Origin of the sequence: Variovorax sp. YR566 (genome assembly GCF_051992195.1) — a bacterium.
GTDB lineage: Bacteria > Pseudomonadota > Gammaproteobacteria > Burkholderiales > Burkholderiaceae_C > Variovorax.
The window spans coordinates 6,168,008-6,192,174 of the sequence record NZ_CP197092.1; the positions used below are offsets into that span (position 1 = coordinate 6,168,008).

General features: G+C 64.5%; 21 protein-coding genes and 3 tRNA genes. 9 read left to right on the forward strand and 15 right to left on the reverse strand.

Going from position 1 to position 24,167, the window contains the following annotated elements; translation table 11 throughout:
- The first annotated feature begins 7 nt into the window (after window positions 1-7).
- From ACTG4X_RS28805 to ACTG4X_RS28815, 3 genes are read left to right on the forward strand one after another with little or no spacing between them, the layout of a single operon-like run.
- The gene (locus ACTG4X_RS28805) at window positions 8-1,012 is read left to right on the forward strand and encodes a substrate-binding domain-containing protein (RefSeq protein WP_258353098.1); all 1,005 of its coding nucleotides are present in this window, start codon (window positions 8-10) and stop codon (window positions 1,010-1,012) included.
- A gap of 11 nt (window positions 1,013-1,023) precedes the next feature.
- Window positions 1,024-2,613: a sugar ABC transporter ATP-binding protein gene (locus tag ACTG4X_RS28810; protein WP_440532545.1), complete on the forward strand. Its 1,590-nt coding sequence runs from the start codon at window positions 1,024-1,026 to the stop codon at window positions 2,611-2,613.
- Complete coding sequence (locus ACTG4X_RS28815) at window positions 2,610-3,653, forward strand: ABC transporter permease (RefSeq protein ID WP_093059604.1); 1,044 nt, start codon at window positions 2,610-2,612, stop codon at window positions 3,651-3,653. The genes ACTG4X_RS28810 and ACTG4X_RS28815 overlap by 4 nt, the downstream gene beginning before the upstream one ends.
- 13 nt (window positions 3,654-3,666) lie before the next feature.
- Here ACTG4X_RS28815 and ACTG4X_RS28820 read toward each other — a convergent pair whose 3' ends face one another.
- Both ACTG4X_RS28820 and ACTG4X_RS28825 read right to left on the reverse strand, forming a co-directional pair.
- Window positions 3,667-5,052, reverse strand: a complete 1,386-nt coding sequence (locus ACTG4X_RS28820) for an MFS transporter (protein WP_440532546.1) — start codon at window positions 5,050-5,052, stop codon at window positions 3,667-3,669.
- Entirely contained in the window at window positions 5,049-6,332 is a 1,284-nt protein-coding gene (locus ACTG4X_RS28825) for an amidohydrolase family protein (RefSeq protein WP_440532547.1), read from the reverse strand. The genes ACTG4X_RS28820 and ACTG4X_RS28825 overlap by 4 nt, the downstream gene beginning before the upstream one ends.
- 158 nt (window positions 6,333-6,490) lie before the next feature.
- On the opposite strand from ACTG4X_RS28825, the gene ACTG4X_RS28830 reads away from it, so the two are divergent.
- Window positions 6,491-6,760, forward strand: coding sequence for a hypothetical protein (locus ACTG4X_RS28830; RefSeq protein ID WP_093059610.1), 270 nt, complete (start codon window positions 6,491-6,493; stop codon window positions 6,758-6,760).
- A gap of 26 nt (window positions 6,761-6,786) precedes the next feature.
- On the opposite strand, the gene ACTG4X_RS28835 is transcribed toward ACTG4X_RS28830, so the two are convergent.
- Window positions 6,787-7,689 (reverse strand): helix-turn-helix domain-containing protein, encoded by a 903-nt coding sequence (locus ACTG4X_RS28835; protein ID WP_097198101.1) that lies wholly within the window; start codon window positions 7,687-7,689, stop codon window positions 6,787-6,789.
- 379 nt (window positions 7,690-8,068) lie between these two features.
- Between ACTG4X_RS28835 and ACTG4X_RS28840 the strand changes: the two genes are divergently transcribed.
- The gene (locus ACTG4X_RS28840) at window positions 8,069-9,775 is read left to right on the forward strand and encodes a tannase/feruloyl esterase family alpha/beta hydrolase (protein WP_440532548.1); all 1,707 of its coding nucleotides are present in this window, start codon (window positions 8,069-8,071) and stop codon (window positions 9,773-9,775) included.
- On the opposite strand, the gene ACTG4X_RS28845 is transcribed toward ACTG4X_RS28840, so the two are convergent.
- The 9 genes from ACTG4X_RS28845 to ACTG4X_RS28885 form a co-directional block, all read right to left on the reverse strand.
- Window positions 9,776-10,537 (reverse strand): ABC transporter permease, encoded by a 762-nt coding sequence (locus tag ACTG4X_RS28845; RefSeq protein WP_440532549.1) that lies wholly within the window; start codon window positions 10,535-10,537, stop codon window positions 9,776-9,778. It lies immediately after the preceding gene.
- Window positions 10,534-11,463, reverse strand: coding sequence for an ABC transporter ATP-binding protein (locus ACTG4X_RS28850; RefSeq protein WP_218132264.1), 930 nt, complete (start codon window positions 11,461-11,463; stop codon window positions 10,534-10,536). Before ACTG4X_RS28850 ends, ACTG4X_RS28845 begins: the two co-directional genes overlap by 4 nt.
- Window positions 11,464-11,619: 156 nt before the next feature.
- On the reverse strand, window positions 11,620-14,013 hold the full coding sequence (locus ACTG4X_RS28855) for a DNA polymerase II (RefSeq protein ID WP_440532550.1): 2,394 nt from the start codon (window positions 14,011-14,013) through the stop codon (window positions 11,620-11,622).
- Between the two features lie 242 nt (window positions 14,014-14,255).
- Window positions 14,256-14,343: transfer RNA gene (locus ACTG4X_RS28860), tRNA-Ser, on the reverse strand.
- Between the two features lie 32 nt (window positions 14,344-14,375).
- Window positions 14,376-15,638, reverse strand: a complete 1,263-nt coding sequence (hemW, locus tag ACTG4X_RS28865; RefSeq protein WP_440532551.1) for a radical SAM family heme chaperone HemW — start codon at window positions 15,636-15,638, stop codon at window positions 14,376-14,378.
- Complete coding sequence (locus tag ACTG4X_RS28870) at window positions 15,638-16,237, reverse strand: non-canonical purine NTP pyrophosphatase (protein WP_440532552.1); 600 nt, start codon at window positions 16,235-16,237, stop codon at window positions 15,638-15,640. Before ACTG4X_RS28870 ends, hemW begins: the two co-directional genes overlap by 1 nt.
- A gap of 53 nt (window positions 16,238-16,290) precedes the next feature.
- A complete protein-coding gene (gene rph / locus ACTG4X_RS28875; protein ID WP_093059683.1) occupies window positions 16,291-17,025 on the reverse strand; it encodes a ribonuclease PH in 735 nt (244 codons plus the stop codon).
- Window positions 17,026-17,065: 40 nt separating this feature from the next.
- Window positions 17,066-17,974, reverse strand: coding sequence for a PP2C family protein-serine/threonine phosphatase (locus ACTG4X_RS28880; protein ID WP_093059685.1), 909 nt, complete (start codon window positions 17,972-17,974; stop codon window positions 17,066-17,068).
- Window positions 17,975-17,978: 4 nt separating this feature from the next.
- Window positions 17,979-18,986: a serine/threonine protein kinase gene (locus ACTG4X_RS28885; RefSeq protein ID WP_042673779.1), complete on the reverse strand. Its 1,008-nt coding sequence runs from the start codon at window positions 18,984-18,986 to the stop codon at window positions 17,979-17,981.
- Window positions 18,987-19,077: 91 nt separating this feature from the next.
- On the opposite strand from ACTG4X_RS28885, the gene ACTG4X_RS28890 reads away from it, so the two are divergent.
- From ACTG4X_RS28890 to ACTG4X_RS28905, 4 genes are all read left to right on the forward strand, one after another.
- Window positions 19,078-20,001: a YicC/YloC family endoribonuclease gene (locus tag ACTG4X_RS28890; RefSeq protein WP_440532553.1), complete on the forward strand. Its 924-nt coding sequence runs from the start codon at window positions 19,078-19,080 to the stop codon at window positions 19,999-20,001.
- A gap of 14 nt (window positions 20,002-20,015) precedes the next feature.
- Window positions 20,016-20,636 (forward strand): guanylate kinase, encoded by a 621-nt coding sequence (gene gmk / locus ACTG4X_RS28895; protein ID WP_093059689.1) that lies wholly within the window; start codon window positions 20,016-20,018, stop codon window positions 20,634-20,636.
- 40 nt (window positions 20,637-20,676) lie between these two features.
- Window positions 20,677-20,880 carry a DNA-directed RNA polymerase subunit omega gene (gene rpoZ / locus ACTG4X_RS28900; protein WP_007835875.1) on the forward strand — a complete coding sequence of 68 codons (204 nt, stop codon included), beginning with the start codon at window positions 20,677-20,679 and terminating at the stop codon, window positions 20,878-20,880.
- A 93-nt stretch (window positions 20,881-20,973) separates the two neighbouring features.
- A complete protein-coding gene (locus tag ACTG4X_RS28905) occupies window positions 20,974-23,229 on the forward strand; it encodes a RelA/SpoT family protein (protein WP_093081838.1) in 2,256 nt (751 codons plus the stop codon).
- Between the two features lie 7 nt (window positions 23,230-23,236).
- On the opposite strand, the gene greB is transcribed toward ACTG4X_RS28905, so the two are convergent.
- From greB to ACTG4X_RS28920, 3 genes are all read right to left on the reverse strand, one after another.
- Window positions 23,237-23,812, reverse strand: coding sequence for a transcription elongation factor GreB (gene greB, locus ACTG4X_RS28910; protein ID WP_093179318.1), 576 nt, complete (start codon window positions 23,810-23,812; stop codon window positions 23,237-23,239).
- Window positions 23,813-23,869: 57 nt separating this feature from the next.
- Window positions 23,870-23,946: transfer RNA gene (locus ACTG4X_RS28915), tRNA-Arg, on the reverse strand.
- A gap of 117 nt (window positions 23,947-24,063) precedes the next feature.
- Window positions 24,064-24,140 (reverse strand) — tRNA-Arg (locus ACTG4X_RS28920).
- Window positions 24,141-24,167 lie beyond the last annotated feature (27 nt).

Genomic DNA, 24,167 nt, shown 5'->3' on the forward strand with positions numbered 1-24,167 from the left:
AGACAACATGCTGAAGAAAACAAAGATCGCCTGCACCGCACTCGCCCTCACCACCGTGGCCTTCGCCTCGGCACTGCACGCGCAGGGCAAGCCGCAAGACATCGTCACCGTGGTGAAGATCACCGGCATCAGCTGGTTCAACCGCATGGAAGTGGGGGTGAAGGAATTCGGCGCGAGCACGCCGGGCGTGACCACGCGCCAGATCGGCCCGGCCCAGTCGGACGCCGCGCAGCAACAGCGCCTGGTCGAAGACCTGGTGGCCAAGAAGGTCGACGCCATCGCCGTGGTCTCGATGGACCCGCCCACGCTGGAGCCGGTGCTCAAGCGCGCGATGGAACGCGGCATCAAGGTCGTGACGCACGAGGCCGACAACCAGAAAAACACCATGGTCGACATCGAAGCCTTCGACAACACGGCCTACGGCGCGCGCATCAACGAGCGCCTGGCCGCCTGCATGGGCCAGCAGGGCAAGTGGACCTCGCTGGTGGGCTCGCTGGGCAGCCAGTCGCAGGTGCAGTGGGCCGACGGCGGCGCCTCGAACGCGAAGAAGTACCCCAAGATGACGCTGGTCGACGCCAAAAACGAATCGCTCAACGACGCCGAAAAGGCCTACGGCAAGGCCAAGGAAATGCTGCGCAAGCACCCCGACCTCAAGGGCTTCCAGGGCTCGTCGTCGCTCGACGTGCTGGGCATCGGCCGCGCGGTGGAAGAAGCCGGCCTGCAGGGCAAGGTCTGCGTGTTCGGCACGGGCCTGCCCAGCGAGGCGGCCAAGTTCCTCGAGTCGGGCGCGGTCGGCGGCATCGCCTTCTGGGACCCGAAGGACGCCGGCCTCGTCATGAACAAGGCAGCCAAGATGCTGATCGACGGCAAGACCATCACCGACGGCACCGACATGGGCGTGCCGGGCTACAACAAGGTCTCGGTCAAGAAGGGACCGGGCGTCGGCATCGTCGTCACGGGCCAGGCCTGGGTCGAGGTCGACAAGCAGAACTACAAGAAATACGCCTTCTGAGCCTGCGAACCATGACTCTTGCAGCAGCGCCCTCCACGCCCGCTCCGCACTTTCCGGCCGCGCCGGCGGGGCGCCGCGTCTTTCTCGAGGTGCAGGACGTGCACAAGCGCTTCGCGGGCGTGCACGCGCTGCGCGGCATCGACCTGACGATCGAGGCCGGCGAGATCTACCACCTGCTCGGCGAGAACGGCTGTGGCAAGAGCACGCTGATCAAGATCATCTCGGGCGCGCAGCCGCCGAGCCAGGGCCGCATCGTGATCGACGGCAGGCCGCACGATGCGCTGTCGCCGCTTCAGGCGCTCACGCTCGGCATCGAGACGGTCTACCAGGACCTGTCCCTGCTGCCGAACATGAGCGTGGCCGAGAACGTCGCGCTCAGCGAGCAGTTGGTGAGCACCGGCGGCAAGCTGGCGCGCCGTTTCGACGGCAAGGCGGTCGCGGCCACGGCCGTGCGTGCGCTGGAGACGGTGAAGCTGCCGACCGACGCCGCCTTCCTGGCGCGCCGCGTCGACGAACTGCCCATTGCCACACGCCAGCTGGTGGCGATCGCGCGCGCCGTGGCCACGCGCGCGCGCATGGTCATCATGGACGAGCCCACCACCTCGCTCACGCAGAAGGAAGTGGACAACCTCGTGCACGTGGTCGAGGCGCTGCGCGCGCAGGGCGTGGCGGTGCTGTTCGTGAGCCACAAGCTCGACGAGTGCATGGCCATGGGCGGCCAGGCCATCGTGTTCCGCGACGGCACCAAGGTCGCGCAGGGACCGATCAAGGGTTTCACCAAGGCCGAGCTCGCGCACTGGATGACCGGCAAGCAGCTCGACGGCGCCCGCTACCGTCACCGCTCGCACGACGGCGACGTGCTGCTGAAGGTCGAGGCGCTGGGCCGCGGCACGCAATTCAGCGACGTGAGCTTCACGCTGCACAAGGGCGAGATCCTGGGCATCACCGGGCTGCTCGACTCGGGACGCAACGAGCTGGCGATGGCGCTCGCGGGCGTGCAGGCCGCGGACCGCGGCCGCATCTCGCTCGCAGCGAAGGAGATCACGCTGAAGACACCGGCCGACGGCATCCGCCAGGGCATCGGCTATGTGCCCGAAGACCGGCTCAGCGAAGGCCTCTTTCTCGACAAGCCCATCCGCGACAACATCGTCACGGCCGTGCTCGGCCGCCTTCGCGGGCGCTTCGGCGCGCTCGATGCGCGCCAGTGCCAGGCGCTGGCCGAACGCACCGTGGCCGACCTGCAGATCGCTACGCCCGACGTAGACCGCCCGGTGCAGTCGCTCTCGGGCGGCAACCAGCAGCGCGTGCTCATCGGCCGCTGGCTCGCCATCGATCCGCGGGTGCTGATCCTGCACGGCCCGACCGTGGGCGTGGACGTCGGCTCGAAAGACACCATCTATCGCATCGTGCAGCGGCTGGCCGAGCAGGGGCTGGGCGTGATCCTGGTCAGCGACGACCTGCAGGAACTGCTGCAGAACTGCGACCGCATCCTGCTGATGCGCAAGGGCCGCATCGCCCACGACTTCGACGCGCAAGGGCTGGCCGAAAGCGAGCTGTACCGCGCGCTGGTTTCCGACACCCCCTCTCCCGCATTCTCATGACGGCTTCCACCATGCAAGCGCACACCACCGCTGTGCCCGCAGCGCCCGAGCCCCGGGCCCGCACGTCCTGGCGCCACTGGCTCGCGCAGCGCCCCTCGGTCTTCACACTGGCGCTGATCGTGCTGGTGAGCCTGGTGGTGGGCGCGATCAACCCGAGCTTCTTCCAGTTGCCGGTGCTGTTCGACATCGTGCGCGCCTGCACGGTGCTGGGCCTGTTCGCGCTCGGCGTGCTGATCGTGCTGGCCGCGGGCGGCATCGACGTGTCGTTCGCGGCGATTGCCGCGCTCACGATGTACAGCATCACCAAGCTCGTGCTGAACTACTTTCCGGAAGCGCCGATCGCGCTGCTGCTGGTGGCGGGTGCGGCCAGCGGCGCGGTGCTCGGCGTGCTCAACGGCCTGCTGGTGCACTGGCTCAAGGCGCCCTCGCTGATCGTGACCATCGGCACGCAGTACCTGTACCGCGGCATCCTGCTGACCTTTGTCGGCACCGTGTTCTTCATGAACGTGCCGCTGCCGATGGATGCCTTCGGCAAGCTCGCGCTCTGGCGCTTCGACACGCCGCAGGGCCTGCACGCGGTGCTGCCGGCCACCGTGCTGGTGCTGGCTGGCGCGGCGGTGCTGACCTGGTGGCTGCTGAACCGCACGCTGATCGGCCGCGCGGTGTACGCCATCGGCGGCAGCCTGGCAATCGCGGAGCGGCTGGGCTACAACCTGCGCACCGTTCACGTCTTCGTGTTCGCGTACGCGGGTTTCCTGTCGGGCCTGGCGGGCATCGTGCATGTGTCGAGCACGCGGCTGGCCAATCCTTTCGACCTGGTGGGCAACGAACTGGACGTGATCGCCGCCGTGATCCTCGGCGGCGCCCGCATCACCGGCGGCAGCGGCACCGTGGGCGGCACGCTGCTCGGCGTGGTGCTGGTCACGCTGATCAATAACGTGCTGATCCTGGCGGGAGTGCCCAGCACCTGGCAGAAGGTCATCATCGGAGCCTTCATCCTCGTGGCCGGGGCTTGCTTCGCGATGCGCAAGCAGGGCTGAGGGCTTCACGCCGCTACGCGCGAGCAGGTTGACGGCCTTCGGGATGTGAAGGCTCGGCGGCCATGTCGCCGCGCCCGGCTCGGCTGAAGCCGTCCTCGTTTGCCTTGAGCCACCGCAACGCAATCCACAACGTTGCGCCGGCAAGCAGCGCGCTGGGGATGGCGACGATCAGCAGCCCATGGCCGATCATCGACGGCCCCCCGACCCGCTCGCTGACCCAGCCCGTGAAGAAAGGACCGCTCCCGCCCCCACCCACCGTGTTCAGGAATGCAGCCACCGCAATGACCTGCGCCCTGAAAGCCCTCGGCGCAAGTACCTGAATCGGGATGGCCGACAGCGCCAGGTACATCGCGAACAAAAGCGCCGTGCTGGCGTAGAGCACCATCGCCAATGTCGTGCTCGCCACCAGGTAGGTTCCTGCGATGAGCGGAACGACCGCGAGCGTCACGCCCATTGCGATCTGGACGATACGCCGGGCAGCCAATTCGTCGGGCGCCCTGCTTGCAAGCACCCCGCCCAGCAAGGCACCGCCCAACCCGAAAAAGATGTTGATGGGCCCCAGGATGCGCCCGACATCGGCCGCGCCCAGGTGATGACCGCGAATGAAGAACGAAGGCGCCCATGCCGACTGCGAGTAGAAGCCGACCGTGACGAGCATGCCGCCGAGCAGGTACGGTGCGAAGAAGCCGACGCGGTCCTTCACAGCCCCGGGGAAAGTGGCACTGGCCGTGGGCAGCACCGATGGCTGCTGGCGAACGGGTTCGCGCACGGTCGCGAGAAGAACCGCGCCGAGCAGCAGGCCGGGCGCCCCCACGCATACCAGAACGCTTTGCCACGGCTCCAACGCGCCGACAAGCGGCAGCGACAGACCACCGGACTGCGTGAACCCCCTGAGCAGAAGGCCGCCCAGCACGAGCGACAGGCCGCCTCCCACGAAGGGCGCGGTCATGAAGACGGATGTTCTGCCCACCAGCCGGCGCGGCGAGAAGCTGTCGGTGAAGATCGACAGCGCGGCCGGGATCAGCCCGGCTTCCGCCACCGCGGTGACCGCTCGCGCCGCCATGAAGGCGGGAAAATTGGGAGCGAGTCCGCACGCAATGGTCGCAAGGGACCAGACCAGCACGCAGACGCCGGCAATCCCCACGCGGTTCCCTTTGTCCAGCGCCCGTGCCAGCGGGATGCCCATTACCGCGTAGCACACCGTGAACGCAAAGCCCTGCACCAATCCGATCTGCGCATCGTCGATGGAGAACGAGTGCTTCAGCGCGTCGACGAGGATGCTGACCACCGTCCGGTCGATGTACGAAATGATCGCGCACAGCCAGAACACGCAGACGACGTACCAGCCTCTGGATGGGGTCAGCAAGTCGGCCTGTGGGGTTGCAGCGGAGACGGTCATGGCACCACCGACGACTCGATTCCGGCGTCGGAATCGGCGGGAAAGAGTCGCAATGTGTCGCGGCACACGGCGCCGGCCTTCATCACCAGAACCACCGTGGATGCGGGATCGCGAAAGACCGTGATGTCTTCGACGGGGTTCTTGTCCATGACGATCAGATCGGCGTCGAAGCCCGCCTTGATCCGTCCCGCCTGCGCGCCGATGCCCAGCAGTTCGGCATTCACCGAGGTCGCGGAGCGCAGCACATTCAGCGATGAACTCAGTTCTCCGCGCAGGACGAGTTCCTGGGTTTCCCGCCCCTGTAGCGAACCCAGCAAGTCGGTGCCAAGGCCGACCTTGACGCCCGCCTCTTCGCTGTGCCCGATCGCTGCGTACATGGCGTCCACCAGGTACTTGAGTTTGTCGAGCGCGCCGGCGGGCAACCGGACCTCGCCGTCGAGCATGTGCTTGACGATGCCCAGGGTCGGGACCACGAAGGCGCCCTTGCGGGCGACGATCTCCGCGGCCTCGCGGTCCATCATGCTGGCGTGCTCGATGGAGCGAACGCCGTGCTCGGCACACCGCACGATGGCCTCCTTCGTGTGCGCATGCGCCATGACATAGCTTCGCCACCGCGCCGCCTCTTCCACGGCAACCGCGATTTCGGCGTTGCTGAACTGCTGCGACCAGATGGGATCGGTGGGCGACAGCACGCCGCCGGAGACGAAGATCTTGATGTGGTTCGCGCCCTGGCGAAACTGGTCGCGCACCGCCTCCCGAACATGGTTTTCTCCATCCACCACGCGCGTGAAGGCCCCGACAAGATCGCACTTGCAAGGCGAGGCGGCCCGGTGTCCCCGCATGTCGCCATGTCCGCCGGTCTGGGACAGCGCCTTGCCTGCAATCAGATAGCGTGGGCCGTCGAGCAGCCCCTCTTCCAGCGCCTGGACCAGGCCCTGCTCACCTCCTCCGGCATCCCGGATGCTGGTGAAGCCCTGCTGCAGCATGTTGCGCAGATAGCGCCCGGCATAGTGGGCGAGATAGGACGGTTGCAGCTTGTCGAGGCCGCCGACGTCGAGACTGGCTCCGGTGGCATGCGTGTGCGCGTCGATGAGGCCCGGCATCACCAGCCGGCCCCCAAGGTTCACGCGACGGACGTCTGGGCCTGCAGCCCCCTCGCCGTCACCTCGTTCGACGGAAGAAATCTTCCCGTCTGAAATCCCGATGGCGTGGTGGTCGTCACCGAAGTAGCGATCGCCGTCGAACAATCTTGCGTGGGTAAGAACGAGCTGCGGTGACATGGATGCCCCTTTTGCGGCAATTCTAGAAATGGGGGTGGCATTTCTCTTGTCCCTGCATGCATGGCGATTGATCCTGCGTGCCGATCCCGGGCCCTTCGGGGCCCTTTCCATGGGATATGCTGCGCCGCGCAATCTTTGTTTGAACTTGGAGTAACTCGATGGAAGACGTGAAGATCCTTCAGATCATGCCCGCCGAAGGGTGGGTCGCCGTGTACGACGGCGGCGATGAAGGAGAAATGGAAGAGCCGCTGGCCTGTTTTGCGCTGGTGCAGGTCGACTACAAGAACGGCGACGGCATCCAGACCGAAGTGCGCGGAATGGCGCCTGACGAAAAGCTCATGGCGTTCGTGGAAGACGCTACCAACTTCGTGACGGTTCGTCGCGCTGAAGAAGCCGACGACGAAGAGGAAGACGAGGCGGCCGAGTAGGTTTTCCCTGGCAAGGCTGGCAGGCCTCAACGGGAGGGGGCACTGCCAGCTCTTCGCCGGAACTTTCCCGGCGTGATGCCATAGGTATCGCGGAACAGACGGGTGAAGTGGCTCTGGCTCGAAAACCCCGCCTTCGCCACCACGTCCACCAACGTGGAGTTCGACGAACGAATCAGCCCGCGTGCGACCTCGAGTTGCTTGTGAACGATGAACTGGTGAGGGGAAGTCCCCGTGGACTTCCTGAAGATGCGAACAAACTGCGACTTGCTCATGCCGACGCTTGTCGATAGTTCCATGAGAGTCAGTTCACTCATCGGCTTTTCCGCGATCAGTTCGTTCAGTCGCGACCATTGCCATTCCGTCAGTTTCCCGCGCTCTCTTACCGGGGCCTGCCCGCGGCTTCGGATCAGGTGTGCCAGCACGCCGCAGCTCAGCGACTCGGCGTAAAGAGACCCGTTGGGGCAGCCGCGCTTGACTTCCCGCAGCATCGCCCGGAGCACAGCGGTCAGGGCGGGATCGTAGAACTCGACGGCCTGCCGAAGATTCACGAGCAGGTCTTCTCGCTCCAGGCCTTGATGTTCGAGCGCGGTCAGATCGAGCGGAAGCAGCAGTCGACGGGCGTCCCGGCAGTCGACCTGGCTCACGCGGACTCGTGTTTCTGCATTGAACAGCGTCAACGAGCCAGCGCTTGCATTGAGGTCGTACCCGCGGCCGCCCACGGTCATGCGTGACGTGACGGCGCCGGACTCGATCAGCGACAGCGTCGGAGCCAACGTGGTGAAACTGCTTGTCCAGGGGCCCTCCGGGGTGCCAACCCACGCGAAAGGCAGGCCGTTCCAGGCGGCGGTCAGCGATGGCGCAAGAAGACTCGCGTTCTCGCGATTCCGCGCTGCTTCGTCAAGTGCAGTCCGACCTAGCTTGAACACCATATTTCCTCCAGGACGTGGGCGATCCGACGCGACAACCCCGCCACTCTAGTGTTTTCGATGAGGGTCGTTTGTTCAAAAGTGAGTCGAACGAGCAAGACCGGATTTCGCTTGCACATTGAAATCGGCCAGCGGCGGTCAATCACGCTGCGCGGCCGTGCAATTTCTGCCCGCCGAACAAGAAACTCGGAGATAGACAATGACCAGTGAGCGGTATCGGCGTTGCAATCAGTGGCATCTCTCAGCGGTCGCACTCTTGCTTGCAGGCTTGACGGCATGCGGCGGAAGCGGGGACGGCAGTTCGACACCCGGCCTGGTCTTGCCTCCCGCGCCACCTCCGGCCGCTGTATCGGGTACTCAGGGCCTCGAATGCGACGACTCGATGAAGACCGGCTTCGCGCCGGACGCAAACACCACGGTCTTGCTGGCGAAGTCATTCAAGAAGGGAGACCCGCTCCTTCTTTCCGGCACCGCAACGTCGACGACTCCCATTGCGCAAAGCGACTTGTGCCTGGTGAAGTTGATCGTGGGGCCGGGGCACACCGGACCTTCGGATGCCCCCTCCACCTCGGCCGGAATCGGGATCGAAATATGGCTGCCTGGCAAGGTCGCCTGGAACAAGAAGATTCACTTGATCGGCGGCACCGGTTGGGCGGGTGGAACCCAAACCACCCCGGGCGTGATCTCGTTCAGTCCACTCGCCAGCCCCTGGGACGTGGCCGGCGTGGAGGGCGCTGTATCCGCAACGACCGATACAGGGCACACCGTGTCGAACGGCGACTTCCTGATGAACCCCGATGGAACAGTGAACACCGTCGGATGGTCCGATTTCTCGGAGCGCGGCATTCATGAAATGACGGTAAAGGCCAAGGCGCTCGCCAGGGCCTACTACGGATCGGACGCGAAATACGCCTACTGGCACGGCAGTTCGACGGGAGGTCGCCAAGGGCTCAAGCAGGCTCAGGCGTATCCCGGCGATTTCGACGGAATCATTGCCAGCTCGCCGGCCATCAACTGGACCAGGTTCAACACCGCCATGCTCTATGGCCAATTGATCACGCAGCGCGATCTTGGCGGTGTCGCCATGAGCGTTGCACAAGTCAATGCGGTATCTGCTGCTGCGCTCAACGCATGCGATCTGGTCGGTGGCAAACATCTTGGGTTCCTGATCGACCCTTCTCAGTGCACATACGACCCGCAGCAGGACCCGCAGGTGCTTTGCACTGGCAGCGGGGGCAGCAATACGGACCCGACTACCTGCATTTCAAGTGTGCAAGCACAGAGCCTCAATAAAGTCTGGTACGGACCGACGCGGGACGGATCGGTGCCCGCTCCGGCGACGGACACGGGATACGCCGTCGGCCTGACGGGGTCGCACCTTTGGTACGGCTATCCACGCGGCGCGCCGCTTGCGACTTCGCCATTTGGCGGCGGCGCGATTCTGGGTCCGGTGAATCCGCAGACTCTGGCAACGGACACGGTTGCGCTTATTCGGCAGGACCCCACGTTGGGAACGCCGAGTTTTCTCAATGCCACGGGGAACGGGGTCGACGGCTGGAAGAACCTCAGCTATTCCGACCTCGGCAGCATTTTCGATCGCGGAAATTCGCTTCAAACCGAGTTCAGCCGCATCAACACAGACAACCCGGGTCTGACAGCGTTTCAAGCGCGTGGCGGGAAGCTCATTACCTTTGTCGGCCAGTCAGACGATCTGATTCCCCATCAGGGGCTGCTCCAGTACTACGCCGCCGTGGCGAATCAACTCAACGCTTCATTGAAGTCGCCACCCGCCGGCACTTTTGCTGCGGTGAATTCTTTCTACAAGCTCTACCTCGTTCCCGGGATGGGTCACTACGGAACGAATGGGACCGTCAACGTCGACGCCAATCCACCGGTTCCGGGCGAGGCGCTCAAGTACGCGATGTTGACCGACTGGGTAGAAAAGGGCATCGAGCCCGGGCGCGTCGATGTGACAAGCACGGCGACAGCTACCGCGCCAGCCAAAGGTCAGCCGTTCTGCGTCTATCCGCTGAAGGCGACCTACCAGTCGGGGGATATTTTTGCCGCTGGCAGCTACGCATGCCGGTAGTCAAACCTTGAGCCTGTACCCGGTCTTGAAGATCCAGCGCACGGCGATCAGGCACAGCGCCAGGAAAACCAGCGTCACGCTCATGCTGATCGGCAGGCTCACGTCGGAGACGCCGTAGAAGCTCCACCGGAACCCGCTGATCAGGTAGACCACCGGATTGAACAGCGAGACCTTCTGCCAGAACGGCGGCAGCATGTTGATCGAATAGAAGCTCCCACCGAGGAAGGTCAGCGGCGTGACGATCATCAAGGGAATGATCTGCAGCTTTTCGAAGCCATCAGCCCAGACGCCGATGATGAAACCGAACAGGCTGAACGTCACCGCGGTGAGCACGAGGAACGCCACCATCCACAGCGGGTACGCGATCTCGTACGACACGAACAACCGGGCGGTGATCAAGATGATGACTCCGAGGATGATCGACTTGCTCGCCGCCGCACCGACATAACCGCACACGACCTCGACATACGAGACGGGCGCGGACAGCACCTCGTAGATCGTGCCCGAGAACTTGGGAAAGTAGATGCCGAACGAGGCATTGGCGATGCTCTGCGTCAGCAGCGACAGCATCACCAGGCCCGGGATGATGTAGGCGCCGTAGGCGATGCCGTCGACATCCACCATGCGCGAGCCGATGGCCGAACCGAACACGACGAAATAGAGCGACGTGGAGAGCACGGGCGAGGCCACGCTCTGCATCAGCGTGCGCCACGTGCGCGCCATCTCGAACAGGTAGATGGCGCGGATTGCGTACATGTTCATGCTTGCCCCCTCACGAGGCTGACGAAGATTTCCTCCAGCGAGCTTTCGGAGGAATGCAGGTCCTTGAAGTCGATGCCGAGCTCGCCGAGCTGGCGCAAGAGGCCGGCGATCTGGTTGTCGTCGCCCTGCTTGTCGAAGGTATAGATCAGCGAGTGGCCGTCGTCGGCCAGATCGAGCTGGTAGCGGCCGACGAGTGCTTCGGGAATGGCAGCCAGCGCGTTCCGAAGGCTCAGCGTCAATTGCTTCTTGCCGAGCTTCTTCATCAGCACGGCCTTGTCCTCCACCAGGATGAGCTCGCCCTTGCGAATCACGCCGATGCGGTCGGCCATCTCCTCGGCCTCTTCGATGTAATGCGTGGTCAGGATGATGGTGACGCCGCTTTCCCGCAGCTTGCGCACCATCTCCCACATGCCGCGCCGCAACTCCACGTCGACGCCGGCGGTGGGCTCGTCGAGAAACAGAATCCGGGGTTCATGCGACAGCGCCTTGGCGATCATCACGCGACGCTTCATGCCGCCCGAAAGCGCCATGATCTTGGAGTCCTTCTTGTCCCAGAGGGAAAGATCGCGAAGCACCTTCTCGATATGGGCCGGATTGGGCGAGTAGCCGAACAGGCCGCGGCTGAAGCTCACCGTGCCCCATACGGTTTCGAAGGCGTCGGTGGCCAGCTCCTGGGGCACCAGCCCGATCTTCGTGCGTGCGGCCCGGAAGTCGGTGACGATGTCGTGCCCATCGGCCAGCACCGTGCCTTCGCTCGGGTTGACGATGCCGCAGATGATGTTGATCAGCGTTGTCTTGCCCGCCCCGTTGGGACCGAGCAGCGCGAATATCTCTCCTTGGTGGATGTCCAGATCGACACGCTTGAGTGCCTGGAATCCCGACGCGTAAGTCTTGGAAAGCTGATTGACCGAGACGATTGAAGGCACGAGACCTCTCTTGAGTCTGTAGGGGGAGTCCGGAATCTTACGCTTGGGTCGCGCTGGGGCTGAGGCCCCACTCGCTGCCTCCTGGAGCGTGCAGTCGAAGTGGCAACCGGCCGCCTCAAAAGCTGAAGAGGTCTTGAGCACTTCCATTCGATCTCGCTAGAAGAGCCCGCGTTGTGACGTCGTCAAAGCCATGAAGCTTTCTCCAATGGGCTGAAGAATGGCATCGGCAATCGGCTGAAGCTGCCTGGTCAGGTAGTGCTCGTAGTCGATTCGGGACTGACGAATCTCCATGGGTTCAGGGCCGCTGCGAGTCATGACATACCGGATCCAGCCGCCGTTCTGATACTGCCTGGGTCGGTTGACCCGACTGTTGTGATCGTCGGCAATCCTTGCCGCACGTACCTGCGGCGGTACGTTGACCAGGTAGGCATCGAGGCGGTGGCGCAGGCGCTTCCTGTAGATGAGCAGTTCGTCCATCTTGCCTGCCAGCAGCGCCTCTGCATAGTCGGTCACGAACTCCCTGTAAGGCTCGTCGTGGAAGATGCGCGAAAGCAGGCCCTCCTGGAACTGGCGCGCCAACGGGGTCCAGTCGCTGCGGGCCATCTCGAGACCGCGGTAGACCATCTCCTCCTTGCCGTTGGCGTCGACGCTCAGGCCCGCATACCGCTTCTTGCTGCCCACGTCCGAGCCGCGAATGGTCGGCATGAAGAACTTCTTGTAGTGGGTGTCGAACTCGATCTCGAGGAAGTTCTGCAGGCCGTGCTCCTCGCGAAGGGAGTTCGTCCACCACGTATTGATGTCTCTCACCAAGGTGGTCGCGACGGCGTGCGCGTTCTCGTTGGTGTGGGTACGCCTGAGCCAGATGAAGATGGAGTCGGTGTCGCCGTAGATGACTTCGTAGTCCCGGTCTTCCACGAATTCGCGCGTGAGCTTCATCATCTCGTGGCCACGAAGGGTGATGGCGGACACCAGCTTGGGATTGAAGAAGCGGCAGTCGGCTGCACCCAGCACGCCGGCGAAGGAGTTCATGAGCAGCTTCAGGGCCTGGGACAGCGGCTCGTTCTTCGTCCGCTTGGCCTCGTCCCGGGCGCGCCAGAGCGTGGTCACGATTTCCGGCAAGCAGTGCTTCTCGCGCGAGAAGACAGTTCCCTGCGGGCCCTTGACGAGCATGGTCGCGTCGCCAGCGTTCGAGCCCTCGATGAAGCCGACCGGATCGACAAGAAAGGTTCGGATGATCGAGGGGTAGAGGCTCTTGTAGTCCAGCACCACGACGGAGTCGTAGAACCCCGGCTTCGAGTCCATCACGTAGCCGCCGGGGTAGGCCTTGCTCGCAATCTCGCCCACGTTCGGCGCCACGTAGCCCTGGCGATGCATCCGCGGCAGGTAATGGTGGCTGAACGCGGCGATGGAGCCACCGAAGTGGTCGGCCTGCAGGCCTGTGGTCTGGGCCCGCTCCATCACGAACTGCAGCAGCTTCGCCTTGTCGAAGATGCGCAGGACCAGCTCGCAGTCCCGGATGTTGTAGAGCGCGAGCGCGGGCTTGTCTTCCTGGTACCGCCGCTCGATCTCCGCCATCTTGTCGTACTCGTCGCCGATGGCCTTGCCCTCGCCCAGCAACGTTTGCGAGACGGTCTCCAGGCTGAAGGAGGGAAAGCTCCACACTGCGGCCTTGAGGGCGTCAATGCCGTCGATGATCACCCGGCCGGGCATGGGCGCGAACAGGTAGCCCTGCTTGCCCGGATGGGTGCGCCATTCGATGGGCCGCCGCTCCCGCCCCAGAAGGAGCTGCGTCCCACACTCGTTGGCTGTCTTCTGAAGCACTCGCAGGTCGAACTGGATGACGTTCCAGCCGATGATGACGTCCGGGTCATTTCGCTCGAACCAGTCGTTGAGCTTCTCGATCATGGCCTTGCGGGTCGGGCAATAGATGAGCGAAAAGTCCATGGGCCCACCCGACCCTGATGACTGCTCGCTCGGCTCGGGTGACGGCTCGCCCAGCATGAACACGACACGGTCTTGCGTACCGTCCAGCGCAATCGAATAGAGCGCTTCGTGCTGGCTGGTCTCGATGTCCAGCGACACCACCTTCAGCACCGGCCGGAACTCGGGCGCTGGCTTGAGCTTGCAGTCGACGATGGTGGAGCGGTCTGCCCGCCCTCCTTCCACCAGCACGCCAGCGGTGATGAACCGTTCCATCAGGTAGCGATCGTGCGGGCGCACATCGGCTTCGAGCAGGGGAACGCCCTGTGCCTGGAGGGCGCGCATCAACCGGCCGAGCTGGCGGAAGTGCTTCGCATAGACACCAGTGACGGGTTCCTGATGAAAAGTCTTCAGCTCGAGCTCACGCATCTGCAAGCCTGGCATGGCCATGAGGTGCGCTTCTACCGCCGCCCTGTGCCGGGTTGCGATGAATGCGACGGAGGTCTGGGAGGTCAGGACCACTTTCACCGGCCCCGCATCTGTTGCCAGCCAGTACTCGATCTCCGTGCCGGAGGGAGCATCCCGCCAGTGGCGAGTGAGGATGAAGCCCTTGAGTTCGGTGGACGTCACGAGAGCTTGGCGAATCGGATAGGGCAAGAGAGCGGGCTTGGCGTGGCCGATTTTCGCCCGGGCATGTCCAATTGCCGTCTGCGCAGGCGGGGGCCAGGCAGTCCCGTGTCATCTGCCCCGCTGGAGGTCAACCACGCTTGTGCAAAGCAGTCCAAAACGAACCAGCTCAGTACAACAATAAAAGAGGGCAAAAGGGACAAAGCATCCGCCCTGCCCGCAAACCCGCGTGAATACTGGGTTGCTGGCGGAGAGTGTGAGATTCGAACTCACGGACGATTTCTCGTCGGCAGTTTTCAAGACTGCTGGTTTAAACCACTCACCCAACTCTCCGGAACTGCCGATTTTATGCCGACGGCGCTGCCCTACTCTCCATCGGGCAGGAACATCGCCTGCAGATCGCTCAGAAAATCCAGTCCGCGCTCGGTCGGCCACACGCGAAACAGGTCGCGTGCCACGAGCCCCTTGCGCTCCGCTTCTTCCAGACCGCGCTGGATCGACGTCATCGCCAGCCCCGTACGTTCGCTGAATTGCGGCAGCGTGAAGCCCGTCTTCAGCCTCAGCGCATTGAGCATGAACTCGAACGGCAGATCGGCCAGCGCCACTTCGTCGCTCTGCGACACCGCGGCCCCCGCGCGCGCGTTCTCCATGTACAGGCGCGGCTCGCGAAAGCGCACCTGCCGCACGATGCGGTGCGCAAAGCTCAGCTTGCTGTGCGCGCCGGCGCCAATGCCGAGATAGTCGCCGAACTGCCAGTAGTTGAGGTTATGCGCGCACTGGTGCCCCTCGCGCGCATAGGCCGACACCTCGTAGCGCGACATGCCGTTGGCGCTGGTGCGCTCGGTGATGCGGTCGAGCATGGCGTAGGCGATGTCGTCCTCGGGCAGCGTGGGTGGGAACTTGGCGAACCAGGTGTTGGGCTCGATGGTCAGGTGGTACACCGAGATGTGCGGCGGTGCGAGGGCCAGTGCCTGCGAGAGGTCGGCGTCGAGGCCTTCCAGGGTCTGGCCCGGCAGCGCGTACATCAGGTCGAGGTTGAAGGTGTCGAAGGTGCTCGCGGCCTCTTCCAGGGCAGCGATGGCCTGCGCACGGTCGTGCACGCGGCCCAGCGCCTTCAGGTGCTCGTCATTGAAGCTCTGCACGCCCACCGAAAGGCGCGTGACGCCGGCCGAGCGGTACGCGCGGAAGCGGTTGCGCTCGAAGGTGCCGGGGTTGGCTTCCAGCGTGATCTCGCAGTCGGGCGCGAGCTTCAGGCGTGCACGCACGTCGCCCAGCAGGCGGTCGATGGCTTGCGGCGAAAACAGGCTGGGCGTGCCGCCGCCGATGAAGATGGTGTGGACCGTGCGGCCCCAGATGAGCGGCAGTGCGGCGTCGAGATCGGCTACCAGCGCGTCGATGTACGCCGCTTCGGGAATGCCGTCGATCTCGGTCTCGCTCGTGGCGCGCCATTCGTGCGAGTTGAAGTCGCAGTACGGGCACTTGCGCAGGCACCACGGCAGGTGGATGTAGAGCGACAGCGGCGGCAGCGCGCTGAGCTGCAGCGGACCGGGCCGCATCCAGTGCAGCACGTCGTTGGCCTGCGGCGCGCCCGTGGGCTGCGCCGGCAGGATCGGGAAGGTGGTGGCCATTACAGCCAGCGCTCGCGCATCAACGCCAGCATGGCCTGCGCCGCGCGGCCGCGGTGGCTGTTGGCGTTCTTCACTTCTGGCGGCAGCTGGGCAAAGGTCTTGCCGAAGGCCGGCAGGTACATGACGGGGTCGAAGCCGAAGCCGTTGTCGCCAACGGGCGCGGGCGCGATCTCGCCGACCACGCGGCCGACGGCGATGAGCGGCTCGGGGTCGTCATGGCTGCGCAGCGCGACCAGCGTGCTCACGAGCGCGGCGCGGCGGTTGGCCACGCCGTCGAGCTGTTCGAGCAGCGCCTTCACGTTGTTGGCGTCGCCCTTGGTGTAGCCGAACTGCGTAGCGTAGAAGGCGGTGTCGACGCCCGGCAGGCCGCCGAAGGCATCGACGCACAGGCCCGCGTCGTCGGCCATGGCCGGCAGGCCGGTGGCGGCGCTGGCATGGCGCGCCTTGGTCAGCGCGTTCTCGACGAAGGTGCGGAAAGGTTCTTCAGCCTCGCTCACGCCCAGCGCCGACTGAGGCACCAGGGCGACGGCCAGTTCGGCAAACAGTTGCTGGAGTTCGGCGAGCTTGCCTGCGTTGTTGGAAGCCAGAACCAGTTTCATAAAAAGTCAAAAGTGGCTGTGACGCCCGATTGACGAGCGCCAGTAGCTGTTGGTCAGTTCGATGGCAGCAGCGCCTGCTGCTGCAGGGTCACGAGCTCGCCGATGCCCTTCTCGGCCAGGCCGAGCAGGATGTTCATTTCGTCGCGCGTGAAGGCCACGCCCTCGGCCGTGCCCTGCACTTCGACGAAATGGCCGGCGCCGGTCATGACGACATTCATGTCGGTGTCGCAGGCGGAGTCTTCGGTGTATTCAAGGTCGAGCAGCGGCGTGCCTTCGACGATGCCCACCGAGATGGCGGCCACGTGGCCCTTGATGGGCGAGGCCTTGAGGGTGCCGGCGGCCAGCAGCTTGTTGACGGCGTCCTGCGCGGCGACAAAGGCGCCGGTGATGGCCGCGGTGCGCGTGCCGCCGTCTGCCTGCAGCACGTCGCAGTCAAGGTGGATGGTGCGTTCGCCGAGCACGGCGAGGTCGAATACGGCGCGCATCGAGCGGCCGATGAGGCGTTGGATTTCCTGCGTGCGGCCGGTCTGCTTGCCCTTGGCTGCCTCGCGGCTGCTGCGGGTGTGCGTGGCGCGCGGCAGCATGCCGTATTCGGCGGTGACCCAGCCTTCGCCGCTGCCCTTCTTGTGCGGCGGCACCTTCTCTTCGACCGAAGCGGTGCACAGCACGCGGGTCTGGCCGAACTCGATCAGCACCGAGCCTTCGGCGTGGATGGTGAAGCCGCGGGTGATGCGTACGGGGCGCAGCTGGTCGGCGGCGCGGCCGCCGCTTCGTGTGAAAGCAGTCATTTGTTTGAGAACCGGAAAGAAAAAGAAAAGCCGCGCGCGCTCAGGTCTTGCGTGCGGCGGAACGGCGAATGGCCTCGTTGATTTCGGCAATGGAACGCTCGATGGCGTCTTCGTCGAGGTCGTCGATTTCGTTGTCCGACGGCATGCCTGCCTGGATGGTCGAGGCGAACACGCCGTCTTCGATGGTTTCGGTGGACACGCCGCTGCGATCGTCGCCCGTGCTGTCGGGCATTTCCCATTCGAGCGCGATCAGCGTGACGTTGTCGCTGTGGGCGCCGCCCTTGCGCAAGGCCATCTCGGCGAGATCGGGGGCGGCGTCGGACACAGGCTTGTCGGACGAGAGGGTGTGCACGATCAATTCGTCATCGAGCACGCCCCAGACGCCGTCGGAGCACAGCATGATGCGGTCGCCGCGCTGCAGCTGCAGCGGCGCCGAGACGTCGAACAGCGGCGTGGTCGGCGAGCCGAGGCAGGTCAGCAGCAGATTGCGGTTGACGGGCATGTCGGAGCCGTGCGGCTTGGGGCGTTCGGCATGCGAGTGGTCGCGCGTGCGCACCAGCAGGCGGCCGTCGCGCACGACGTACAGGCGCGAATCGCCGCAGTGCATCCAGGTGGCGGTCGTGCCCTGGAGCACGGCCGCGACGACGGTGGTGCGCGGCGTGTCGAGCATGGCCTTATGGCTCGCGTAACGCATGATCTGCTGATGCGCGGCCATGGCCGACTCGGCCAGGAAGGCCTTCGCGTCCTTCACGACCGGGCGCGCCTCGCGCTGGTAGAGCGCGGCAATGGTCTGCAGCGCCAGCTGCGCCGCAACCTCGCCTTCCGGGTGGCCGCCCATGCCGTCAGCCAGCACGAACAGGCTCGATTCCCGCGTGTAGCAATAGCCCATGCGGTCTTCGTTCTTGAGACGTCCGCCCTTGCGGCTGACCTGGAAGACGGAGAATTTCATGATGTCATGCAGGGCGCGTGGTGGGCGCAGCAGCCTTGGGCAGACTCTTCTTGTCGAAGGAGCGGATGTTGTCGATCGACAGGCGCACTTTCTCGCCCACCGTGAGCTTGGTGTAGCGGCGCTCGCCTTCGCGGCTGAGCTCCTTCTGCAGCGCGAAGACCGATTGCGGGCGCGACAGCGGGTCGAGCGACATGCACCACTCGACCACCTCGATCAGGTTGTCGGAGTACACGCCCCGCAGGCGCGACAGCGACAGGCTGAGCCGGTCTTTCTCGATGCGCCTGGGCGCGTCGTTGGGCGGATAGCCCTGCATGCAGGCGTAGATGCAGGCGCCGATGGCGTAGATGTCGGTCCACGGGCCCATCGACGAGTCGCGCCGGTACATCTCGGGGGCGGCGAAGCCGGGGGTGTACATCGGGCGGATGAAGATGCCTTCCTTGCTGAGCACTTCGCGCGCGGCGCCGAAGTCGATCAGCACGGCGCGGTCGTCGTCGGTGACGAAAATGTTGGCCGGCTTGATGTCCAGGTGCAGCATCTTGTACTGGTGGACGATGCGCAGGCCGCGCAGGATCTCGTCGAAGAGCGAACGGATGGTCGACTCGCGAAACACCTTCTGCTTCTTCAGGTCGCGCGCCGTGACCACGAAATCCTGCAGGGTCGCGCCCTCCAGGTAGTTCATGACCATGTAGACGGTTTCGTTCTCGCGGAAGAAATTGAGCACGCTGACCACCGAGGCGTGCGAGATCTGCGCGAGCGAGCGGCCCTCTTCGAAGAAGCTCTTGAGCCCCAGCCGGTAGAGTGACAGCTTCTCCGGCGGCACCTGCGGCGCGAGCTCGCCCGGCCCCCGCGTGGCAAGCGAAGACGGCAGATATTCCTTGATGGCCACCTGCTGTCCGCTGGGGTCGATGGCGAGATAGACGACACCGAACCCACCTGCGGAAAGCCGGCGTACAACGCGGTAACCACCAATGACCGTATCGGGCAACAGGGGCGTAGGCTTGACCTTTGACATAATCCGGGAGTTTCGCCCGAAGGCGATGGTGCGGCAAGCGAACGCCGTGCCGACGCCTCGGTGCATGCAAGCAAAACCACAGTGAGGCGCAATGCCAGTTTACAGCATGACCGGCTACGCCAGCGGCCAGAACGGGTCCGCAGGCAGCCACTCCGAAGCCGAGGCACGGCCTGCCGCCGCGGGTCGGCTCGGGGTAGAAATCCGCTCGGTCAACAGCCGCTTCCTCGATCTCACCTTCAAATTGCCGGAGGAACTGCGCCAGCATGAAACCGCGCTGCGCGAGCTGCTCACGGGCAAGCTCAAGCGCGGCAAGGTCGAAGTGCGGGCCGCCATCGAGAACACGGCCCAGGCCGGTGTGGTCGAGCCCTCCGTCAAGCTGCTCCAGCGGCTCAACGGGGTGCAGGACAGCATCAAGGCCTGGCTGCCCAGTGCCCGCGACCTGAGTGTGGCCGACGTGCTGCGCCTGGCCGGTGGCGACAGCGCCGCCCGCGGCGACTGGGGCCCCGACCTGCTCGACGTCACCGGCAAGGCGCTCGAAGGCCTGATGTCGGCCCGCCAGCGCGAAGGCGCGCGGCTGGCCAAGATGCTCGAAGCCCATCTGGGCCAGTTGCGCACCCTGGTGCTGCAGGCGGGCCCGCTGGTGCCGCAACTGGTCGAACAGCAGCGCACCCGCTTCCTGGAGCGCTGGCAGGAGGCCATGGGCCTGACCGCCGGTACGGGCGGCACGCTGCCCGAAGCCGCCCAGGACCGCGCGCTGACCGAAGCCACCGCCTTTGCGATCCGCATCGACGTGGCCGAGGAGCTCACCCGGCTGAACTCGCACCTCGACGAGATCGAGCGGCTGCTAAAAAAGGGCGGAGAAATCGGCAAGCGCCTCGACTTCCTGATCCAGGAGCTGCACCGCGAGGCCAACACCCTGGGCTCGAAGTCGGCGGCGCTGGAGCTCACGCGCATCGGCGTGGACATGAAGGTCCTGATCGAGCAGATGCGCGAGCAGGTGCAGAACATCGAATGACGACGAGCGAAAGAATGGATTACCCCGGCAATATCTTCGTGGTGGCCGCGCCCAGCGGGGCCGGCAAATCGAGCCTGGTCAAGGCGCTCATGGAGCTCGATTCGGCCGTGCAGCCCTCGGTCTCGCACACGACCCGGTCGCCGCGCGGGCAGGAAAAGCACGGCCGCGAGTACTTTTTTGCCTCGCCGACGGAGTTCGACGCCCTGATCGCGGCGGACGGCTTCGTGGAATGGGCCCATGTGCACGGGCACCGGTACGGCACCTCCAAGAGGGCCATCGAGGAGCGGATCGCCCAGGGGGCCGACGTCATCCTCGAAATCGACTTCCAGGGTGCGCTGCAGATCCGCAAGACCTTTGCCAATGCGGTCATGATCTTCATCCTGCCGCCCAGCTGGGAAGAACTGCGCTCCCGCCTCGAACGGCGCGGCGAAGACAGCGCCTCGGTCATCGAATTGCGCCTGAAGAACGCCGCCGAAGAGATGGCCAGGGCGGGGGAATTCGACTTCGTTATAATCAACGAGTTATTTGAGCGCGCGCTTTTCGATCTCAAGGCGATCGTCCACGCTCAGCGGCTCCGGTATTCCGCACAGCGCCGTGCACGTGCCGACACATTCGCCGCACTGAACATCCCCTGATATCCGAGTTCATCCGCTCACAGACAGAAAGATTCTCATCATGGCCCGCATCACCGTCGAAGACTGTCTCGTCAATATTCCGAACCGTTTCCAGCTCGTCCTGGCCGCCACGTACCGTGCGCGCATGCTGAGCCAGGGCCATGCCCCCAAGATCGAGAGCAAGAACAAGCCCGCCGTGACCGCCCTGCGCGAAATCGCCGAAGGCAAGATCGGCCTCGAAATGCTCAAGAAGGTGCCGGGCTGATCTGACGCAGCCCTGCAACGAAAAGGCACCGCAAAGCGGTGCTTTTTTTATGCCTGAACGCGTCCATACAGCGGTCACGCTAAAGTGGTAGCCATGAGCGCGGTAGCCAAATCTCAGTCCCATGCCCCCAAGGGCACGCCGAAGCCGAGTCCGGCTGCGCTGAACGCGGCCGCCGCAAGCTTTGCCGCACTGACCGCGCGCCTCGACTACCTGAGCCCCGAAGACACCGAGCTGGTCCGCCGAGCCTACCGCTTCGCCGACGAGGCCCACCTCGGACAGCTGCGCAACAGCGGCGAGCCGTACATCACCCACCCCATCGCCGTGGCGGCGCAATGCGCCGAGTGGAAGCTCGATGCGCAGGCGCTGATGGCGGCCCTGCTCCACGACGCCATCGAAGACTGCGGCGTCACCAAGCCCGAACTCATCGAGCGCTTTGGCGCCCCGGTGGCCGAACTGGTCGACGGGCTGACCAAGCTCGACAAGCTGCAGTTCAACACCCGCGAAGAAAACCAGGCCGAGTCGTTCCGCAAGATGCTGCTGGCCATGGCGCGCGACGTGCGCGTGATCCTGGTCAAGCTGGCGGACCGCACGCACAACATGCGCACGCTGGCCGATGCGCCGCGCGAGAAGTGGGGTCGCATCTCGCGCGAAACGCTGGAGATCTACGCGCCCATCGCGCATCGCCTCGGGCTGAACCAGACTTACCGCGAGCTGCAAGAGCTGTCGTTCCGGCATCTGAAACCGTGGCGCTATGCCACGCTGTCGAAGGCCGTGGCCAAGGCGCGCGGCCGACGCCGCGACCTGATCCAGAAGGTGCAGCGCGAGGTCGAAACCGCCTTTGCCGCAGCGAACATGACGCTGCGGATCGCGGGGCGCGAGAAAACGCTCTATTCGATCTATCGCAAGATGGAAGAAAAGCACCTGAGCTTCGCCCAGGTGACCGACATCTACGGCTTCCGCCTGATCGTGCCGAACGTGATCGCCTGCTACACCGGCCTGGGCATCCTGCACCAGATGTACAAGCCCCTGCCGGGCAAGTTCAAGGACCACATCGCGATCGCCAAGCTCAACGGCTACCAGTCGCTGCACACCACGCTCGTCGGCCCGGCCGGCGTGAGCGTCGAGTTCCAGCTTCGGACCGAGGCGATGCACGTGGTGGCCGAGTCAGGCGTGGCTGCACACTGGCTGTACAAGGCCGCTGAACCAAACGCGGCCAGCAATGACCGGCTGGGCACCAAGTGGCTGCAGTCGCTGCTCGACATCCAGGACGAAACACGCGACGCCGCCGAGTTCTGGGACCACGTCAAGGTCGACCTGTTTCCGGATGCGGTCTATGTGTTCACGCCCAAGAGCCAGATCATGGCGCTGCCCCGAGGCGCCACGGTGGTCGACTTTGCCTACGCCATCCACAGCAACATCGGCGACCACACTTCGGCCGCGCGCATCAATGGCGACCAGGTGCCGCTGCGCACCGAGCTCAAGAACGGCGACGTGGTCGAAGTGATCACCGCGCCGGTGTCGACGCCCAATCCGGCCTGGCTGGGCTTCGTGCGAACCGGCCGGGCGCGCTCCAAGATCCGCCACTATCTGAAGACCCTGGCGCACGCTGAGTCCGAAGGCCTGGGCGAAAAGCTGCTCGCGCAGGCGCTGCGCGCCGAAGGCCTGAGCAAGCTGCCCGAGGAAGACGAGGAACACCAGGCGCTGTGGGAAAAGCTGCTGCGCTTCACCGGCAACCGCACCCGCTCCGAACTGCTGACCGACATTGGCCTGGGCAAACGCATTGCCAGCATCGTCGCGAAGCGGCTGGTGGCAATGCTCTCCGAACTGGGCGAAAGGCCTGACGCACTACTGCTGAGCCGCGAGCGCTTCATCTCGCACGAAACCGTGTCGCAGGGGGCGGTCACGCTGGATGGAAGCGAAAACTCGTCGGTGCGCTTTGCGCTGTGCTGCAGGCCCATTCCGGGCGACCAGATCGTCGGCTACCTCGGCCATGGCGAAGGTCTGGTGGTGCACACGGAAGACTGCGGTGTCGGCCAGCGGCTGCGCCATAAAGACAGCGAACGCTTCTTCGCCGTCGAATGGGCGGATGAACCCACGCGCGCCTTCGAGACCGGCGTGGTCATCACCGTGCGCAACGACAAGGGCGTGCTGGCGCGGGTCGCAGCCACGCTGGCCGATGCGGAAGCAGACATCACCCACGTGGAAATGGCCGACGAGACCCCGCAGGATTCGACCGACCTGCGCTTCGTGATCGCCGTGCGCGACCGAACGCATCTGGATGCAGTGTTGCGCGCCGCCCGGCGAACTGCGTCAGTGCTGACCGCATCGAGGACGGTTCCCGCCCCCTGAGGCGCCGTTACGCCGCGGTTGGGCGCGGCGCCGGATAGCTCACGGACAGAATCTCGACCTCGTGCGCCCCGCCCGGCGTGACGAGCTTCACCACGTCGCCTTCGCGCGACTTGAGCAGCGCCCGCGCAATCGGCGAAATCCAGCTGACCTGCGACTTCGCGCTCTCCGCTTCGTCGATGCCGAGGATCGTGACGCTGCGCTCGTCACCCATCTCGTCGATATAGCGAACGGTGGCGCCGAAGAAGATCTGATCGCGACCGTGGTGCACCGAGGGATCGGTGACCTCCGCGATTTCGAGGCGCTTGGTGAGAAAACGGATGCGGCGATCGATCTCGCGCAGGCGCTTCTTGCCGTAGAGGTAGTCGCCATTCTCGGAGCGGTCACCGTTCTTGGCCGCCCAATGCACGGTTTCGACGATCTTCGGCCGCTCCTCGTCCATCAGCTGCAACAGTTCGTCGCGCAGGCGCGCGTAGCCTTCGGGGGTGATGTAGTTCTTGCTGCCTGCGGGCAACGGAGGCAAAGCGCCATCAGCGCCGTCGTCATCCCCGTCAGAGTCTGTCTCCTTGGTGAATGCCTTGCTCAAAGCAGAATCCTCCAAATGAAAAAAGCCCGCAACTTTCGTTGCGAGCTTTTCTTGTAATGGTGCGGCTGGCAGGAATTGAACCCACGACCCCTTGGTTCGTAGCCAAGTACTCTATCCAACTGAGCTACAGCCGCACAGCTTGCAATTATAGCCCGCTTTCTTCGGCCCTTTTTGCATTTGCCCGGCCGAATCCACGCGAAGGCACAAAAGAAAAATGCCCGGAAGATGAATCTTCCGGGCATTTCTGGAGATGGTGCGGCTGGCAGGAATTGAACCCACGACCCCTTGGTTCGTAGCCAAGTACTCTATCCAACTGAGCTACAGCCGCTAAGCCCTCGAGTATAGCCTGTTCTGA